The sequence below is a fragment of the Paenibacillus sp. RRE4 genome, assembly GCF_031844205.1.
GTDB classification, from domain to species: domain Bacteria; phylum Bacillota; class Bacilli; order Paenibacillales; family Paenibacillaceae; genus Paenibacillus; species Paenibacillus xylanexedens_B.
Genome location: NZ_JAUZUT010000009.1, coordinates 90504 through 111857, shown reverse-complemented (window position 1 = coordinate 111857; position 21354 = coordinate 90504). Strand labels below are relative to the sequence as shown.

The window sequence follows — 21354 nt, the reverse complement described above, 5'->3', positions numbered from 1 at the left end:
TTTAGTTGATTAGGAGCGCTGACATATGAGATGTGCTAATTTAGTTGAAGCAATTGAAACACAATCTAAGTTTGATAAAGGAATTACATATATTAATGGTGATAAAGTAGAAAGACGTGTTCTGTATAAACAGTTATATTCTAGGGCGGTACAGATTCTATTTGATTTTCAACAATTGGGACTGCAAAAAGGAGACAAGCTCTTATTTCAAATTGGAGAAAATGAATCATTTATTGAAATGTTTTGGGCCTGCTTATTAGGTGGCATTATTCCAGTGCCCGTTACCATTGGCGATACTGACGAAAGTAAGCTTAAGGTCTTTAAGGTATGGAAAGTAATGGGTAAACCTCGTTTGATTACAACTGCCAAAACGTTGCAGTCTTTAGATAAATATGCGAAGGATCATGGCTTATTAGGGGATTTAACGATAAGTAGCTTTGCATTATACGTAGATCAATTTGCTGACTCCTCAGGAAAGGGAACAGTGTATTATCCTGATTCTACAGATATTGCATTTATTCAATTTTCATCTGGTTCGACTGGTGAGCCAAAGGGGGTTATTTTAACTCATGAAAACCTAATGTTTAATATCTATAGCATAATAGAGGGTTCTGCCAATACCTCAAATGATATTTTTCTAAACTGGATGCCCTTCACTCATGATATGGGAATGATCGGTTTTCATCTGATGCCTCTTGTGGTTAACGCAGATCAATATAATATCCCTACTTCATTATTTATACGTCGCCCAATCTTATGGTTGAAAAAAGCTAATGATCATAAAGCAACGGTTTTATCTTCGCCGAACTTTGGCTACAAATATTTTCTAAACTACTTCAAACCAGAGCATGCGACGAACTGGGATCTCTCCCATATACGTTTGATATATAACGGTGCTGAACCGATTTCAGTGGAAATATGCAATCTTTTCCTAGATAAGATGGATAAATTCGGATTAAAAAGAACGGCTATGTTTACTGTCTATGGGATGGCTGAAGCATCGGTAGGTGTGTCTTTCCCTCGTCCTAACCAGCCAATGGTTTCATATTATTTTCATCGGAAACATTTAAATGTAGGAAGTACCGTGATGGAGGTAGATGCCAACCATCCTGAGGGGACGCGTTTAGTATCTGTGGGTTCAGCCATAGCTGATTGTTATGTGAGAGTGTGCGACGATGTGGATCAAGTCGTAGGTGAAGACATTGTTGGTCACATCCACATTAAAGGGAAAAACGTGACAGAAGGGTATTATAACAATCCAGAAGCGACATCAAAGGTGAAAATAAAGGAAGGATGGTTGCGTACTGGTGATATCGGTTTTATTAAAGATGGAAATTTAGTTGTAATCGGAAGATCTAAAGACGTTATCATTGTAAATGGCCAAAACTATTATCCGCATGATATAGAAAGAGTCGCAGAAGAAATAGAGGGCATAGAACTAAATAAAATTGTTGCGTGTGGAGTTAAAGAAGATGACGTAGAGAAAATTGTCCTGTTTGTATTGTTCAAAGAGAGTCTAGCAAGCTTCATACCTCTGACGAAAAGGCTTAGAAGCCATCTAATCCAAAAGGGAGGGTGGGATATCTGGGATGTTATACCTGTTCGGAAAATTCCAAAGACGACAAGCGGCAAAATACAGCGTTACAAATTAAGTGATGATTACCAAGCACAGAAATATGCTGAGATTTCGCAGCAACTGAAGGAATTGGCACATCAAAGTGCTCAAATAAGTGACGGGGATTCTCCGACCAAGGATCAGTTAGAAAAAAAATTGACTGAAATCTGTATGAACATATTAAACAAACCCAAAATTGACGTGAGAGATACCTATTTTGAGATGGGAGCAACCTCAATACATATGGCTCAAATTGCTGAGGAGATTGAACAATCTCTTCACATTAAAATCGATGTAACAGATCTCTTCTCTCACCCTACTATTGCTAAAATGTCAGCCTTTCTAGCAATCAAGGGTGGAGAGGAGACATTGTCTTCTGCCAAAGGTACGGAAAATGAGAGTAAAGATATCGCTGTTATTGGTATGGCAGGGAGATTTCCAATGGCGGATGATCTGGACGAATTTTGGATGAATCTTGCGGCAGGGAAAGATTGCGTAAGTAAATTAAACGGGAATCGACAGGACGAGGCAGATAGGTACATATCTTATCTTAATTTTGACAAGAACAAAGTTGAATTTGTTGAGGGCGGTTACCTTGAGCATATAGATCAGTTTGACTATAAATTTTTCAAAATGACGCCTAAAGAGGCTGTTATGATGGATCCAAATCAAAGGTTATTCTTGCAAAATATATGGCATGTTCTTGAGGATGCAGGCTTCACTCCTGAAAGCCTTTCTGGGCAAAATATAGGGATTTATGCGGGTTTCTCGAAAACAAGCTTTGATTATGAACGATTGATTTCAGAAGTTGAGCCAGGTACGATTCCTAACCATTTGATAGGAAATATGGCATCTGTGCTTGCAAGCAGAGCCTCCTATTTACTTGATTTGAAGGGGCCAGCTGTGACTGTTGATACCGCCTGTTCATCGTCTTTGGTTGCTGTGCATTTAGCGTGTCAAGCAATTCATAATGGAGACTGTGAGATGGCGATTGCTGGCGGTGTGAAAACCATATTGATGCCCTTCAAGTTGGGTATTGGGATGGAGTCATCAGATCATCGAGCCAGAGCTTTTGATGACAGCTCAAGTGGAACTGGGTGGGGAGAAGGGGTTGCATCGGTTTTACTTAAGCCACTGCATAAAGCAGTTGAAGATAAGGATCATATTTATGGCATCATCAAAGCCAGTGCTATTAATCAAGATGGGAATACCGTAGGAATAACAGCACCGAATCCTCTTTCTCAGGCAGATGTAATTGAGAAAGCTTGGGAGAAAGGTAATATTGATCCGAGAACTGTTACGTATATTGAAACCCATGGAACGGGAACAAAATTAGGCGATCCGATTGAAATTGAGGGTATTCGTAAAGCGTTTGGTAAATATACAGATCGTATGCAATTTTGCGCAATAGGTTCTCTAAAATCTAATATAGGACACCTATACGAAGCTGCTGGCATAGCAAGCTTAGTAAAAGCGCTTTTATGTTTAAAACACAAACAACTTGTGCCAATGGTACATTTTAGGATGCCTAACCGAAATATTTCATTTGAAAAATCCCCAGTCTATGTAAATAACATACTGTCTGATTGGGAGGAAACAATACACCCGCGTCGTTGCGGAGTAAGCTCATTTGGATTCAGCGGAACAAACTGCCACATTGCATTGGAGGAATACATAGCTCCTCCGGCTATGACTGAACTGCAACCCGCAAAAGTGAATATCTTTACAATTTCGGCTAAAAGTGAAACCTCTTTATGGCGTTTGGCGGATAAATATCTTCATATATTAAGTGTTGAAGACATCTCCATAGAAGACTTATGTTATTCAACTAATACAAAAAAATCACATTATCAATACAGAATCGCACTTCCAGTAATAAATCAAAGTCAACTCAAAGACCGGCTCTTATCAGTTATTCAAAAGAAGGAGCAAGGTGAAGTTTCCCCCTTATTCAGAGAGCATAAAGAACAATCGCAATTGAGTAAGCGATCGGCCGCTAGTCAGAACGCTTTAACTGATTCTGCCCAGGTGCTCCTAGACGACCTACTGAAGAGAAGATCAAATAGCCTCGAGCATGTGGAGCAATTGTGCGATCTATATGTCAAAGGTGCGGATGTGAACTGGAGCATGTTAAACAAAAGAGGAACGAAAATGCAATTGCCCTTATATCCGTTCGAAAATACCAGTTGCTGGATTGATTATGCCGGAAAAACAGAAAGTAGTACAGAAGATAGGATAAGTCAGGAGAAGACTATGGCAAATGAGATAGCTGTGATATTAAAAGGTATGATTCATCGGGCCTCGGGTATTGAGGTGGCAGCAATCGAATATAAGACCCATTTTTTAGAGATGGGTCTAGATTCCATTATGCTTGTTTCACTTAGAAAGGAATTAAAGGAGGTATTTGACCTAGACCTCCCTATGAATCTGTTTTTTGAATCGGTAACGAGCTTAGATAAGCTGATTGACTATGTAGAATCTGCCCTATCTTCAAACAACCTTGTAGCAGCAACATCTACAACTCAACCTTCGGAAATCGGGACGAGGGATGACCATGTATCAGAACATTCACCACAGGTAAGCAAGAGTCTAGATAGCGATCATAACAGAACATTTAAGTCTGTTATGGAGAAGCAGCTGGAACTTATCGCAAAGCAACAAGAGTATAGCAATGTTTTATTTAATCAACAACTTGAAATTATGAAATTAAGTATGCTAAATGGCAATTCAAATGCCAATCTAACTGAAAATAATGTTCAAGTTAAAGAAAAAAATGCAACAGTGCGAGAAACAAAACATCATCAGGTGAATACTGATCAAGAGGGTGCTTCTAAGCCATTTACACCCTATCAGCCTTTAATTTTCGAAAAAGGTAATTTTACCCTATCTCAACAAAAATACCTGAACCAATTTATTGCACAGTATACGGCTCAGACAAGGCAATCTAAGTCTCAAACGCAACAGAATCGACTAGTACATGCCAACAATCGGAACGTCTCGGGTTACCGATCGTATTGGAAAGAATTGGTGTATCCAATTATGGCGGTGCAATCCAATGGTTCTAAAATACGTGATGTTGATGGGAATGAATATATAGACCTTACGATGGGATTTGGCGTGAATTTATTGGGTCATAATCCTGATTTCATTGTAAATACCATGCTATCGAGCGCTAATTTAAGTCCGCCTCCCGTTGGACCAATGTCTAATAAAGCGGGAGAAGTTGCAGCGCTTATATCCGAGATGACATTTACAGAAAGAGTAGCCTTCTACAACTCTGGAACAGAGGCAATAATGGTAGCTCTACGTATAGCACGTGCGGCGACCGGGCGTTCAAAAGTGGTCATCTTCTCAGGATCTTATCATGGTACATTTGATGGCATTCTCGCAGTGGCAGATCCGGAGGATTCATATGGCAGAGCATTACCGATGGCTCCAGGCATAATCGAGAGTATGATGGAGGATGTAATTATACTTAATTACAATAGTCCTGTGTCTCTTGAAATTATTAAAGAACATACTCACGAACTTGCAGCTGTACTTGTGGAACCGATTCAAAGCCGTAGGCCCGATTTACAGCCTATTGCATTTTTAAAGCAACTTAGAACACTGACAGAAGAGGCTGGAGTTGCTTTGATTTTTGATGAAGTTATAACAGGTTTTCGTATACATCCTGGTGGTGCCCAAGCATGGTTGGATATCCAAGCAGATATTGTCACCTATGGGAAAATTGCAGGTGGTGGTCTTCCGATAGGGATCGTTGCAGGAAAAGCAAAGTACCTAGACGTTATAGATGGAGGGTATTGGAGTTTCAATGATCAATCTGACCCCCCATTCGCTGAAAAAAAGACCTTTGTCGGGGGAACATTCTGCACGCATCCTCTTACGATGGATGTAGCCTATGCGACTCTTCGGTATTTAAACGAGCAAGGTCAGCCACTATATACGAGCTTAAACGAGAAGACAGCCACTATGGTAAATCGGCTCAATACCTTCTTTAAGGAAAACAATGTATCCATACAAATGGTTCATTTCGGCTCATTGTTTCGTTTTGTTTCCTATCGTGACTTAGAATTGTTTTTTTATCATCTTATTCATAAGAAATTGTATATCTGGGAAGGCCGAAATTGCTTCTTATCTACGGCACATTCCGATGAAGATATTGAATTCATTATTCAGGCGGTGAAGGAAACAGTAGCTGATTTAACACGTGGAGGCTTTATGGTCTCAAATGTGAAGCTAGCTAACCCGACCTATGCCCTAACGAGTGAACAAAAACAAATCTGGTTTGCTTCACAAATCGAAGAGGGGAAATCAGTTTCACTAAATGAAAGCATTGTGTTAAAGATGAGAGGGACTTTTAATGAAAGAATTATGAGGAGTGCTGTACAAACCATTGTTGATCGGCATGAAGCATTGCGAACTGTCATGAGTCATGATGGGGAGGAGCAGAGTATCCTTGCCGAGTATAAGTGCAATATTCCACTGCATGACTTTTCAATGCTCAGCCCAGCAATCAAGGAGCAACAAATTAATGAGGTAATTGAAGCCGATAGAACTCAGCAATTCTATTTGGATAACAAAGAGCCGTTGTTTCGATCCGCGATGATCAAATCGTCGGAAAGCGAGTATTATCTGTTATGTACGTTCCATCATCTCATTACAGATGGTTGGTCATTAGCGCTATTTTTTAAAGAATTAGAATTGATTTATACGGCTGCCTTTCGGGGAGAACAACCCGTCTTGCAGAAACCCGGCTCGTTTCAGGAATATATATTGTGGCAGGAACAAATCATGCATAGTCAGGAGAGTAATGATGCTGCCTGTTATTGGGCAGATCAATTTTCTAAGCCAATGGATATGCTTGAGATTCCTTCAAACAATCACATGTTCAAGAAACGGAAATTTAGCGGACAAAGAGAGACGGTCATTCTAAGTAAAGGGTTCACACAGCAATTGAGAAAGCTAAGTATTCAGCAAAGTTGTAGCTTATATTCTACGCTATTAAGCTCCTTTAACGTATGGCTTCATCAATTAACCGGGAATAAACATATGGTGGTTGGTATTCCGACTTCGGGTCAATCACAAATGGGATCAAACTGTCTAATGGGTAACTGTGTAAATATGCTTCCGTTATATACGGTCATCCAACAAGAAGAAGCGTTTAGTCGGCATCTTCAAGAGGTGAAAGTCGGTATGAGTGCAGTCGAAAAGTTACAACAATTCTCTCTTAGCATGTTAGCAGAGCGGTTAGAGCAGGCATTTATCCCACCAATTCGTGCTGTATTTAACATGGACCGACCAATAAATGGATTTGATTTTGCACATTTGGAAGTGGAAATGATAGAGAACATCAGTCCAAACGCAAAATACGATGTTTTTTTGAATATTACAGAGATCCAAGGTGAACTTAAACTAGATTTTGATTTTAGCACAGAACTGATTGAGCCTAGCATGATGAAGATATGGGTTGGCTACTATAGCAATGTATTACAAGCCATAGCGACAAATTCGGAAAGCAAGATAAAGGAACTATCATTATTGGCACCTGGGAATATGGAGTATATCAATGATAATCGGGCAATAGGTTATGTGCTGGATCACTACATGCAACCCGCTCCGGTAGGGGTATGGGGACAACTGTTCGATGCGAATCATGTTCAGTTAGGACAGATTGCACGCTATACATCTAACTATACAATTGAACATTTTGGAGCAGTAGAGTTGCAACATAATTTGCATGGGCACCAAGTAAACTTAGAGCGATTAGAGCAGTTTCTGCAACATTATCTTGAGGTACAAGCTTGTACCGTTTTGTTGAGTCGTGATCCTGAAACTGGAGAAAATCAATTGATTGCCTATCTGGCGTCACCAATGATGTTGGAGGAAAAAGAATTAATGAAGCGTGTAAAGGATGTTTTGCTTGGACATGCCATTCCTAAACATTTTGTGTGTCTAACCAGTCTGCCGTTACTGCTGAATGGAGAGGTGGATAGAGAGAAATTATCCAGTCTAGGCTTGCAATTGAATGGAGCGGTTGCAGATAGAAACCGTGAAAATAAAGAGCCTTTGGGTGAAATTGAATATCGCCTGCGCAACATCTGGAGACAAGTGCTAAATAGAGAAGAAATATCTGTAGAGGATCATTTTCTGGAGCTAGGAGGAGACTCACTGAAGGCGACAGTGATGCTCGCCTCGGTGCATAAGGAATTTGGTATTAGAGTGCCGCTAAAAGAGGTATTTAATCTGGAGTCCATACTTGATTTCGCGGCATACATCCGTAACGGAAGCCAAGAAAAACCAATTGACATTGCTACACTACCACAACAGGAGAAGTATGCAGCTTCAGCAGCCCAAAAACGGATTTTTCTATTAAATCAATTTGAAGGAATGATGATGTCGTGAGTGTGGTTTACAATTTATCTGGTGGTCTTAGTATTGAAGGAGATTTGGATGTTCAGAGGCTTAGATACGCCTTGAATACATTGATTCAGAGACATGAATCTCTAAGAACGGAGTTTGAATTGGATGGAACGGAAGTTATGCAGCGGGTAAGAAGCAACGTTTCTGTTAATATGGAATATGCTTTAATTTCGGAAAAAGCTTTACATAGAGAGATTCAGTTGTTTCCGAAACCTTTTGTTTTAAATAAAGCCCCCTTAATAAGGGCTCGGCTGTTAGGTATATCAGAACGAAATCATGTGTTGCTCCTTGATATGCATCATATAATAACTGACGGTTTTTCCATGAAGCTCTTTGTACAGGAATTGATTAGCGTTTATCGGGGAGAAAACTTACCTGAGGTGAGGATTCAATATAAGGAGTTTGCTGCATGGCATAATAAATATCTTGATTCAGAAGACATCAAAATCCATGAAGGGTATTGGATGAGTGTATTTGCTGATGAAATAGTTATATCGGATCTACCAACGGATTATCCACGTTCAATCAGCCAAAGCTTTGAAGGAGATCACATTTATTTTAACATTGACAAAAAATTAACTTTGAAGCTAGAGACCCTTGCAAGGGAGCATGGAGCAACGCTGCATATGATTATGTTTGCAGCTTATAATGTGCTTCTGTCTATCTATAGTGCTCAAGAGGATATAATTGTAGGAACACCGACTCTAGGCAGAGCGGATGAAAGGTTGAACTATACGATAGGTATGTTTGTTAATACGCTAGCCATTCGCAGCTACCCTCGAGGAGAGAAAACTTTTGTTGAATTTCTTGCGGATATGAAGAGGAATCTTCTCTCCGCATATGAGCATGAGCAGTATCCGTTTGAGAAGCTTGTTGAGGCAATTGACATTAAACGGGACGGTAGCCGGAACCCCCTGTTTGACACGATGTTTATGTATCAAAATTTAGAAATTAATGAGGTTTCATTTGATAACATCCGTTTCAAGCCTTTTGAAATCAAGACGAAAACAGCTAAATTCGACTTGACGATGGAAATAGTCCAAACACAGGATGGCTTGAATGGAAATATTGAATACAGCACGAAATTATTTACAGCAAAGACTATTGAAAGAATGGGGAATCATTATCGGAATTTAGTTAAATCAATAGTTGAAAATCCTACTTCTCAATTGTCGGAGATGCTGATTTTATCGGAACAAGAAAGAGCCTGGCTCTTACATGGATATAATAAAACTGAACAACCGTATCCTAAAAATAAAAGAATTCATGAATTATTTGAAGAACAGGTTCGGATAACTCCCGATAAGATTGCTGTTGAGCATAATGATATTCAGATAAGTTACAGAGAGCTCAACAGTCGATCTAACCAACTTGCACGGGTATTGATAAAACATAATATCACTTCTGAAAGCCTAGTGGGTGTTATGATGGGCAATTCAGTTGAGGTTGTTATTAGCATTCTTGCGATATTGAAAGCAGGCGCAGCATACGTGCCAATTGACCCTGATTACCCCGTGGAACGGATTGAATATATTCTGAACAACAGCGGTACAAAGTTAATTATTACGAATTCGGTCAAGGCTCAAGTTCAATTCGTGGGACAAACCATCGACTTAAGTCAATGGCATACATTCTCTGGAATAGAAGATGGGAATTTGGAGTTGGACCTTCCTGTTGAAGGTAGAGCATATGTCATCTATACTTCGGGAACAACCGGGAATCCAAAAGGCGCTATGATTAAGCACAGCGGTTTGGTCAACTATATATGGTGGGCAAAGAAAGTGTATATTGCAGACCAACCTACTGATTTTCCGCTATATTCTTCAATTTCATTCGATCTAACGGTGACTTCTCTTTTTACTCCTTTAATTTCTGGCAATAAAATTATTGTGTATGAGGGAGAGGATAAGGCAGCCTTAATACAGGAAATAGTTAAAGATAACCGTGTTGGTATCATCAAATTAACTCCTACCCATATGAAATTGATTGCAAACATGGATTTCAGCCAATCCATGATACGCGCTTTTATTGTCGGCGGGGAAGATTTAAAAACTGCACTGGCTTTGAGCATATCTCGTGCATTTAATGGTGTAGTGAGTATTTATAATGAGTACGGACCAACGGAAACAGTTGTAGGCTGTATGATTCATAGGTATGACCCAGAGAAGGACTTAGGAATTTCCGTTCCCATTGGAATACCGGCCGATAACACCCGAATTTATTTGCTCGATTCCAAGCTTCGTCCGGTTCCCATTGGAACATATGGGGAGATTTATATTTCGGGAGTGGGTGTTGCACTAGGATACCTAAATAATGAAAGGCTTAGCCGAGAAAAATTTATCGACAATCCGTATATTCCACAAAGCAAAATGTACAAAACTGGCGATATCGCCAGATTTCTGCCTGACGGTAACATGCATTATGAAGGAAGAAGCGATCAGCAAGTGAAAATTAGAGGCTATCGTATTGAGTTGGGAGAAATCGAAAGTCATTTGCTTACTCATCCGGCTATAGTCGAAGCTACGGTGATGTCCTTGGAGGAAGGTGAGGGAGATATTACCTTATGTGCGTATTATGTAGCTGAGAGTGGGCTAACTCCACATGAGCTTAGACGCTTTCTGCTGAAATGTCTTCCTGCCTATATGATTCCTACCCATTTTATTGAGGTTGATTACTTCCCAATAAGTAGCAATGGGAAAATAAATTTAAGGGAATTGCCGAATCCTTACGATATGATCCATTCACAGAACATGGTTGATCCAACGAATTCAATAGAAGTAAAACTTGTTGAGTTGTGGAAAGAGATCATTCAGCTTTCTAATGTGGGGATTGATCATAACTTTTTTGAGGTCGGCGGACATTCACTAAAAGCTGCATTATTAATTGTCAAAATTAATGAGCAATTTTCCTTGAACATGAATATTCAGGATATATTTAGATTTCCGACAATTAGAGAGCTTGCTCAAGAAATTAATCATTATGAAATGCAGCAACGTTCAATGATCACACGTACCGAAAAACGGGAATGGTATCCGCTCTCGCCGGCTCAGATGCGCATGTTTATAATGAATAGGCTGTATGAGCATAGCACTGTTTATAATATGCCTTATGCTGTTATGATCGAGGGCAAACTGAATGTAAGCAAGTTTGAACAGTCACTTAATTACATGGTTAAACGTCACGAGATTTTGAGAACATCGTTTGATGTGATGGAAGGACTTCCTGTACAAATCGTTCATGATGGAGCATTTATCAACATCCAAACATTGAAATATGACGATACGGATTTACAGCAAATCATAGGGGAGTTCATAAGACCGTTTAATATTCATAACTCTCCTTTGATACGTGTAGGCATGGTTAAATTAGAAGAGCAGAAGCATCTTTTTATCTTCGATGCCCATCATATTATTTGGGATGGTGTATCCTCATCTATTTTCGTTCAAGAATTAAGTAGACATTATAACGGAGAATCTCTAAATCCAGTCGATTTACATTACAAAGATTATGCAGTGTGGATAAACGATCAGCTTAATTCAGGTATGGAAAGCGAGCTGGAAGACTATTGGCTGAATAAATTAGCTGGGGAGTTGCCAGTCCTCAACTTACAAACGGACTATCCGCGACCGAATGAAAATAGTTTTTCAGGAGACCGTAAAATCTTCCATCTTGATAAAGTAGTGTTGGATGAATTGAAAGAGATTTCCAACCAGAATGATTCAACCCTTTATATGACGCTTCTATCCGCCTTTAATGTACTACTTGCTAAATATTCAGGGCAACAGGACATTATCGTGGGTTCGCCTGCGGCTGGAAGAATACATAACAGTATCCAACATACGATCGGAATGTTTGTAAATACATTAGTCATGCGGAATCAACCTAGAGGTAGCACTACCTTTAGAGAATTCTTGAAAGAGGTCAGAGAGAACTGCATATCTGCGTTCAATCACCAATCATATCCTTTTGAGAAGCTTGTAAAGAAAATGGGCCTAGAAGGTTCAACCGAAAGAAATCCATTATTTGATGTGATGTTTGTAATGCAAAATACAGATGGACACGAATTTCAATTAGATGAATTGACATTTATCCCATACAGCATTAACGAACATGTTTCTAAATTTGATTTAACTTTAATTGCAACCGAAGATCAACATGGGTTAGGGCTTATACTCGAATATTCGGTAGAACTATTTAAAGAGGAAACAATCCATCGGATGGCTGAGCATCTTATTACAATTCTTAAAAGAGTAAAAGCTAGCTTAGATTGTCCTCTACATCAGTTGAATATGTTATCTCAGCAGGAGGAAGAGCAACTACTTTGGAAATTTAACGATACAGATAGGATACAGGATGAAACATATATTCATCAGTTATTTGAAAAGCAAGTTCAAAGGACTCCAGATGGAATAGCCATTGTTACAAAAAATAGTAAAATGACTTTCCAGGAGCTTGATACCAAGACAAATCAGTTAGCCAGATTACTTAGAAGCCATGGAGCAAAGGCGGAAACAATTGTTGGTATTTTGGCAGATGCTTCGATGGAGTCTATTGTTGGTCTGTTAGGAGTGTTGAAATCGGGTGCAGCATACCTTCCGTTGTCGCCATCTTCCCCTATGGAAAGAAATTTGTATATGTTGAAAGATTGCAAAGTATCAATTTTGTTAAAGTCTTCTTTTGTACAAGTTCCTAATGGATATGAAGGAATCATTATTAATTTGGATGAAGAGACACTATGCGAATGGTCCTCAGACACGCTTGAACCTACTCATAAACCGAATGATTTAGCTTATATCATATATACATCCGGTACGACAGGGATACCTAAAGGTGTCATGATTGAACATCGAGCATTTGCAAGTAGAATTCAATGGCAGCGTGATGAACTTAATTTAACTTCCAGTGATTGTGCTTTACAATTATTTCCTTTCATTTTTGATGGCTTTAATACGAGTTTTTTTACTCCGTTATTGTCTGGTTCCAAGATTGTACTTATGGAAGAACAGGAAAGAAAAGACCCACATGCTATCAGGCACTTTATTTTACGTGAGAAAGTTAGCTATCTGATCAGCATACCTAGCCTTTTTCAAGTCATTTTGGACAACATGTCAAAGCAAGAGATTCAATCTTTAAGGAAGGTTGTTTTGGCAGGAGAGAAGATGACAAAACATATTGTAGAACAGAGTAAACTGAAACACCCTAATCTTGAACTCATAAATGAATACGGTCCAACGGAAGGAACTATTGTATCCACGTCAAAGCGCAATATACAGCCGAATGAAGTAATTACAATAGGCAAACCTATTGCCAATACGAAGATTTATATATTGGATTCGGACGGGAATTTATTGCCAGTAGGCGTACCGGGCGAGCTCTGTATTGCCGGGATTGGACTTGCAAGAGGCTATCTCAATCAAGATCAATTAACTATGGATAAGTTTGTGTTCAATCGTTTTGTGGCAGGGCAAAAAATATATAAAACAGGTGATGTTGCACGCTGGAACAGCGATGGTGAAATCGAATACCTAGGAAGAGTCGATCATCAAGTTAAAATCAGAGGCTATCGCATTGAGGTTGGAGAGATTGAGCACAAACTTCTGGAACGACCGGAGATTACTGCGGCTGTCGTAGTTGCCAGACAGGATACCGAAGGGAACTCCAGCTTGCGCGCTTATTTTGTTGCATCTGAGAGGGTGGATACTCATGTTGTGACAGAATACTTGTATGATCATTTGCCTGAATATATGGTACCTAAATTAATCAAGCAACTGGATCAGATACCTTTGACTTCAACTGGGAAAATTGACCGAGCACGACTACCTGAGCTACAAGCCGGACCAGATAAACGGAACTTTATACCTGCTCGGAGTGAGATTGAGGAACAGTTGATTGAAGCTTGGCAGGAAGTCTTTAAAATCGACAAAATAGGAATTCATGATAACTTTTTCATACTCGGTGGCGACTCCATTCGAGCTATACAGATTGCCGCATATTTAAACAAATATCATTTGAGATTTGACCTGAAGGATTTATTCAAGCATTCCACGATCGCAGAATTAGGTCCTTATGTATCTTATATTCGGACCAATGCCGCTAGCCAGGAGTCTGTTACTGGGGAAGCTATACTGACGCCAATTCAGAGATGGTTTTTTGAAAATGACTTTTACAATGAAAACCACTGGAATCAGTCTGTGCTGCTGTTTGCAAATAATAAATTCGTAAAATCAGATGTTCAAAAGGTTATTCATACTCTAGTTCGTCATCATGATGCGTTGCGAATGTATTTCCCGATTAGAGATGAACAAAGGATACAAGTAAATATGAACATGGAACATGAGCCACAATTGTTAGTTTACGATCTTTTGGGCAAAGGAGAATGTTCATCCAGTATAGAGGAGACAGCAAATTTGATTCAAAGCAGCATCAATATAGAAGAAGGGCCGCTGTATAAGTTTGCTTTGTTCCATACCGACCATGGAGATTATTTGTTGTTTGTCATCCATCACCTCATAGTTGATGGAATATCATGGCGTATTTTATTAGAGGATTTCGATGAAGGATACGGGAAAGTGCGAAAAGGTGAGGAAATCATCCTCCCCCTAAAAACATTCCCATACTTGGAATGGGCGGAAATTCATTCGAAATATGTGCTGGATAAAAGGAATAGTGGGGAATCGGCCTATTGGAAAAAGATGAACACTTATGATGGACCGCAGTTAGTAACCGATTTTCCAAACGGAAATGGGGTCCAAAAGGACACCGAAACGATAGAAGTATGTTTGACAGAAGAATGGACAGAGCGTTTGTTAAAGCAAGCGAGACAAGCATACAATACAGAAATTAATGATTTGCTGGTTGCTTCTTTAGGGTTAGCCTTATTCAGATGGAAGAGGATGGACAAAATCCTCGTTCAGATGGAAGGACATGGACGTGAGGAACTAAGCCCAGGTATAGATATATCTAGAACAGTAGGGTGGTTTACTTCTATTTATCCAATCCAGTTAGAGGTCACAGATGAAATGGAATTAGCTTATGTAATCAAGTCCGTAAAAGAAATGATTCGGCAAATACCGAATAATGGTGCTGCCTATGGTTCTTTCAAGTATTTAGGAGAGGAGAATTGGGGGACAGTTATACCCGATGTTAGCTTTAACTACTTAGGACAGTTTGATGAAAATGCAAAAAGTGGTTTTTTCACGATATCGGAGTCTGGAGTCGGTCAATCGATAGATCCAAGAACGCAACGTCTGCATAAAATTGACCTAGTCGGTATTGTAAAATCTAATCAGCTAGTGGTAACAATCGGCTACAGTCAAAAGCAGTATCGTCAGGAATCGGTTCAAGCGTTCTCTCATCATTTTGTAAGTAGTTTACAAGAGATAATTAGACATTGCTGTGAGAAAGGCAATACCGAATTTACTCCCACCGATTTTGGGAACGAGAAGCTCACATTTGAAGAAGTTAATCATATCCTTGACATGGTTAATGACCTTAATTAAAAGGAGAACTATATGAACACTAAGCTGGAAGTTGAAAAAATTTATGCGCTATCCCCCATGCAGGAAGGCATGTTATTTCATTCCCTCATGGAAGATGTTTCAAATGCGTATTTTGAACAAACTTCGTTTGAATTGGGTGGTTCGCTTAATATTCCTTTATTTGAAGAGAGCTTTAATATTCTTATACAAAGGCATGATGTATTCAGGACTTTATTCGTACATGAGAAAACCAAAACTCCCCAGCAGGTTGTTTTAAAAAAGCGTCCAGCCAAAGTTGTGGTGGAGGACATTAGCAATTGGACAAGCGATAAACAGCAGGAATTCGTCAAAGATTTTAAGGAAGAGGATATTCAGAGAGGATTTAAACTGTCAAAAGATATTCTGATTCGAATGAGTATTATTAAAAAAAGCGAGCATGTCCATCTCATCATCTGGAGTTTCCATCATATTATTATGGATGGATGGTGCATGGGGATCATAACTAAGGAATTATTTGAAATATATAATGCTTTGATAATGCAGCAAACTCCGAATGTTGGGATGGTTCAACCTTACGTAAATTATATTAAATGGTTGGAGAAGCAGGACAGGGATGAAGCCCGACTGTATTGGAATGAGTATCTGACTGATTTTATGCAGCCATCCTTTGTACCATTTATGCATCCTTCGAATAAATCATATGAGTACCAGGAGTATCGTTTTAAAATAAAACCAGAAATAATCGAGGCTTTGTCGAAGTTAGCACAGAGACATCAAGTTACCATTAATACAGTATTTCAAACGATATGGGGAGTGTTTTTACAAAAAAGCAACAATTGCAATGACATTGTATTCGGGACAGTTATTTCAGGGCGACCCCCAGAGATTATTGGAATAGAAAGCATCGTTGGTTTATTCATTAATACAGTTCCTGTTCGAATCAGAAGTAATACGAGCTTTGCAGAGTTGTTACAGGTTGTGCAAAGGGATGCGTTATGGGCAGAAAAGTATGGATATATGAGCTTGTCTGAAATTCAGGCAAACACAGAGTTAAAGCAGGGACTGATTAATCACGTCTTTGTGTTTGAGAATCAGCCACTGGAGCAAGATATCGAGCAAGCTGAAGAAAATAACCATTTATTTGGTTTTCAATTTAGTGATTTGCAAGTTTACGAACGGACAAACTATGATTTCAGCGTGATGATCATACCTGGGAAGGATTACATCTTTAGAATGGGCTTTAATACATCCTTGTATGAGCCTGAGATGGTCAAACGAATAGAACAATATATAATGCAGATCATTCAAATTGTGATTATGAACGAATCCATAGCAGTTGAACAGATTGAGCTGGTTACAGCAGAAGAGAAAGCTATGATTGTCTCAAAATTCAATAATCCGGTACATGAGATTGATCGGAGATCCATTCAACAGTTATTTGAGCAACAGGTGGAACTTACACCCGATGTTATCGCGCTGGAATTTGAATCCGATAAACAAATGGAACTTTGGCCATCGGTAGCAGAATATTTTATTTATGATGACTTATTGTACAGTGCAATGACGTTTGATGAGCACCGAAATGCAAGTTATAAAGCGGTTATTAACAAGTATGTGAAGGATAAGATCGTTGTGGACATAGGCACTGGAGGTGATGCGATTCTCTCCAGATTTAGTGTAGAAGCTGGGGCTAAGCGAGTATATGCAATCGAAATATTGGAAAGCAGTTATTTAAAGGCGAAGGCAGTCATTGAGAGACTTCATTTGCAAGATAAAATAATACTCATTCATGGCGATGCTACGAAAATCAAATTACCAGAGAAAGCAGATGTCTGCGTTTCGGAAATTGTGGGAGCAATTGGTGGTGCGGAAGGTTCAGCAGTCATTATTAATAGTGCATGGAGACTACTCAAGGAAGATGGCATAATGATTCCGCTTAGAAGTAAAACAATGATCGCAGCCATTAGTTTACCGGATGAGTTCATTGAAAATGTGGGTTTTTCACACTTGGCTGCGGAGTATACAAATAAGGTATTTGAACAGGTGGGAAGAGAATTCGACTTACGTATCTGCATCAAAAACTTCGATAAGCAACATCTGATTTCAAATTCGGGTATTTTTGAGGATTTAGATCATACCGGCATGGTAGAGTTAGAAACCTCGGAGCAAATCGAACTGTTGATTAATAAAGATACGAAGATCCAAGGATTTCTTGTATGGTTGAATTTATATGTTTCAGAGGATGAAGTTATTGATATCCTTGACCACGAATACTGCTGGTTACCGGTATTTGTTCCCGTTTTCTATCCTGGTGTTCAAGTATCTAAAGGGGATCGCATCATTGCAACATGTACTCGTACGCTGTGTGAGAATGGATTAAATCCCGACTTTAATTTAACAGGATATCTTGAAAGAACGAGTGGAGAACAAGTTCCTTTCAATTATGATATTTTACAGTTCGGTCGAAAATTCAAAAATACACCGTTATATCAGAAAATATTCCGCAAACAACCCAATATTGAAATGTGCAAACAGCCTAAGATATTGAATGGTATAACTTATTCCGAACTTAATAGAAAGTCGAATCAGATTGCCCACTTGCTCAGACAACAGGGAATTAAACCAGGCGATCTTGTAGGACTATTAATGGAGCAGCCTCAAGAAATGATTATTTCAATACTTGCCGTACTAAAAGCAGGTGCTGCTTATCTTCCCATCGATGCTACATACTATCCTGAAGAGAGAATCACCAATATTATCGAAGATAGTGCTATAAAGCTGTTGATAACAGATGAATCTACAATTACGAATAAGCTCTCCAAAAAGTTTATTCATGACGTTGAATCAAAAGGTAGCCATGTACGATTGTTTAAAAAGGTTGCAAATGAGGCTCTTGTTTTCCTAGAAGAGAATCCAACGAATATGAACAGTCCGGAGGACATTGCTTACGTAATTTATACATCCGGTACAACAGGTGTCCCTAAAGGGGTGATGCTAAAACATAAAGGTTTAGTTAATCTCGCTATATCTCAACATCAATCATTTGGTATCACCAATAGAAGCAGATTGTTACAATTTGCTTCGTTTAGCTTTGATGCTTCTGTTTCTGAAATTTTTACGGCATTGACTAGTGGAGCAACCTTATATCTTCCGAAAAGAGATAAGGCGTTTGTCTACAACCTAAATACAATACTAAGAGACAAAGAAATTAACGTAGTGACTCTTCCTCCTTCAGTGCTGAAGATAATATCTAGTGAAAATCTGCCTGACTTAACAAGTGTTATCTCTGCTGGTGAAAGCTACAGTAAGGATTTGTTGACAAAGTGGGCCACGGGGAGAAGGTTTATTAACGCCTATGGACCAACAGAATCAACGGTTTGTGCAACTATTTCAGACTGTATCGATCCAGAGAACCGAATTACCATTGGGAAGCCAATGTCTAATATACAGGTTTACGTACTAGACAGAAATTTCAATCTGCTTCCAGTCGGGATGGCCGGGGAAATCTGTATTGGCGGGGTTGGACTTGCTAAGGGTTACTTAAACCAGCCTGAATTAACAGAGCAAAGATTCATTGATAGTCCATTTAGTTTGGGTGAGAAAATTTATCGGACAGGAGATATGGGGCGCTGGATGCCGGATGGTGAGATTGAGTTTTTAGGAAGAATTGATCATCAAGTAAAAATTAGAGGTTTTAGAATTGAGACAGACGAGATTAAGCATCATTTATTGAATCATGAAATGGTAAAAGAAGTCGAGATTATCGACATTATAAGCAGTGGAGATAAACAGCTATATGCATTTCTTGTAACGAATGGGGATTGCATGCCTACTGTATTCAAAGAGCATCTGGCAAACTTTTTGCCAGACTATATGATTCCTTCACATTTCATACAGGTGACAAGTATGCCGCTCACTAGGAACGGCAAAGTTGATCGCGCGGCGCTTCAGAAATTTAGTGACCGTATTGACTCCAATGCTGAGGGCGATCAGCCTCGGAACGAAACGGAAGAAATCCTATGCGGCGTTTGGAAAGAAGTACTTAACAGAGAGAGCGTTGGTATGAACGAAGTCTTTTCAGACATTGGAGGACATTCTTTAAATGCCATACAGATTGTATCAAAATTAAAAGGTTTGGGCATTACATTGCGAATTAATAGTTTATTTGAGCTCCAGACCATTAGAAGCATTGCTACTCAGTTTGAAAAAACAGAGTTAACTGATCCAGTTCAAGTTGAAGATGAGCAGGCCGCAGAACTTATGTTGGAGAATGCCCTAAGCTTTAAAGTGAAATTTACGAAGTCTAGTGTAGGCGGCAACTCCTACTATTGTGTTCATTCAGAGTATACGGATCCTGCATCAACAGGCAAACTTAAAGCACTTATCAAAAAAAAATTGTCTCCGTCGATTTACCCTCACTATATTCTCCCGATGGGGATTGAATGTGCAACTGAATATGAAACGGAGGAGCAATTTGATCAAGCATTGAATCTAAGATGTCTAGATGAATCCGAAATTAACGGTACGTTAAGCCATATATGGAAGGCACAAGAATTGTTCGAAACACAGCTTACGCACCATGAGGTAGTAAATCAGCAAAACGTAGCGCCAATCCAGCAATATCATCTGTCAACAATGGATTTCTCAGGAACGTCTCTTAAGATTAACGACATGATTTCCATAGAAACCATTAATAAAGCATTTTATGAACTGTTAAAAAAGCATGATATTTTAAGATGCACTTTGAGTGAAGGGGTGCACGAAGGAAAATGGAACATGCACGGAATGCCGGATAGCATAACATTACCTTATTTAGATTTGTCGTCATATACCGAGGCTTCTAAGAAAAAATGCATGGATACGCTGATCGAGGAGTTGTATTTTAAACCTTATAGTCTATTTAATTCATTGCAATATCGTGTGCTTTTGATTAAAGAGAACATGAAAGAATATTCCCTTTTGCTCCCTTTTGCACATGCTAAATTCGATTTTATGAGTAGTGAAATAATAAAAAAAGATTTAGTAACATTTATCAACGCTATTGATGCAAATAAAGAAGTACTATCTGTGCAGAAAAAGAGTTATTGGAATTATGTCGATCAAATCTTGGATGGTCCTTGTGAAATAACGGATTCTGAGCTGGTGGATCTCTACCACCTACGTATTTTTAAGGAACAAGCTGAAAAGATTGCTCGGTATGGAAAAGTACAGAATTTTGGTCATATAACAAAAGTGGAGTATGAAATTGACCATTCCAGCACAGCCTTGCCTGAAGATATAACAGGCTTCCTGCTCTCTTTGGCTGGCTTGATTATGAGTCGTTTATCCGGTTTAGAGAGAATCCCGTTCTATGTTGTGAACTATGGAAGAGCATACATGGGAACAACATATTACGACACCATCGGTGAATTTATCGATACTATGCCATTTGTTCTTGATAGCAATGATAATCCTGACAAAGTGACTACTGATGTGAAGGAAAGGTTACAAAATGCACAACAGAAAAATATCAATTTTGCTGGACTAATATTTAATGAAAAATTGAAAGAAAGGTTCCCGAATGCGGGTCAGTTGTTACAGCACGTGCCGAATAATATTCAAATTATATTTAATTTTATCGGTTATTCGAGTGATCCACATCATCATGTAGAACAGGTGATTGAACAGAAGTTGGAGTTTGCATCTCATAATCGCATTTTGTTTGAGGCCATTCGTCGAGAGCATACTACGGTGTTCAAGGCAATTTTCCCTTATCAGGTGGATGAGGCATTATTTGAAGAATGTGTACAAGCTAAATTATATAATCCTATAGGTCGTATTTAAAATCTTAAAATAACT

At 39.0% G+C, this 21354-nt stretch carries 3 protein-coding genes; all 3 read left to right on the top strand.

The window, feature by feature from the left end; translation table 11 throughout:
* Positions 1 to 25: 25 nt before the first annotated feature.
* Genes Q9R46_RS24735 through Q9R46_RS24725 form a run of 3 tightly spaced genes read left to right on the top strand, consistent with a single transcriptional unit; the run spans position 26 to position 21339 of the window.
* Complete coding sequence (locus Q9R46_RS24735; RefSeq protein WP_311282158.1) at positions 26 to 8020, top strand: aminotransferase class III-fold pyridoxal phosphate-dependent enzyme; 7995 nt, start codon at positions 26 to 28, stop codon at positions 8018 to 8020.
* A complete protein-coding gene (locus tag Q9R46_RS24730) occupies positions 8017 to 15537 on the top strand; it encodes a non-ribosomal peptide synthetase (protein ID WP_311282157.1) in 7521 nt (2506 codons plus the stop codon). The genes Q9R46_RS24735 and Q9R46_RS24730 overlap by 4 nt, the downstream gene beginning before the upstream one ends.
* Positions 15538 to 15549: 12 nt before the next feature.
* Positions 15550 to 21339: a non-ribosomal peptide synthetase gene (locus Q9R46_RS24725; RefSeq protein ID WP_311282155.1), complete on the top strand. Its 5790-nt coding sequence runs from the start codon at positions 15550 to 15552 to the stop codon at positions 21337 to 21339.
* The last annotated feature ends 15 nt before the right edge of the window (positions 21340 to 21354 follow it).

What these genes read in the sequence shown, in the direction of transcription:
- Q9R46_RS24735 (WP_311282158.1), top strand. Translation starts at nt 26, where the DNA reads ATGAGATGTGCTAATTTAGTTGAAGCAATTGAAACACAATCTAAGTTT.
- Q9R46_RS24725 (WP_311282155.1), top strand. Translation starts at nt 15,550, where the DNA reads ATGAACACTAAGCTGGAAGTTGAAAAAATTTATGCGCTATCCCCCATG.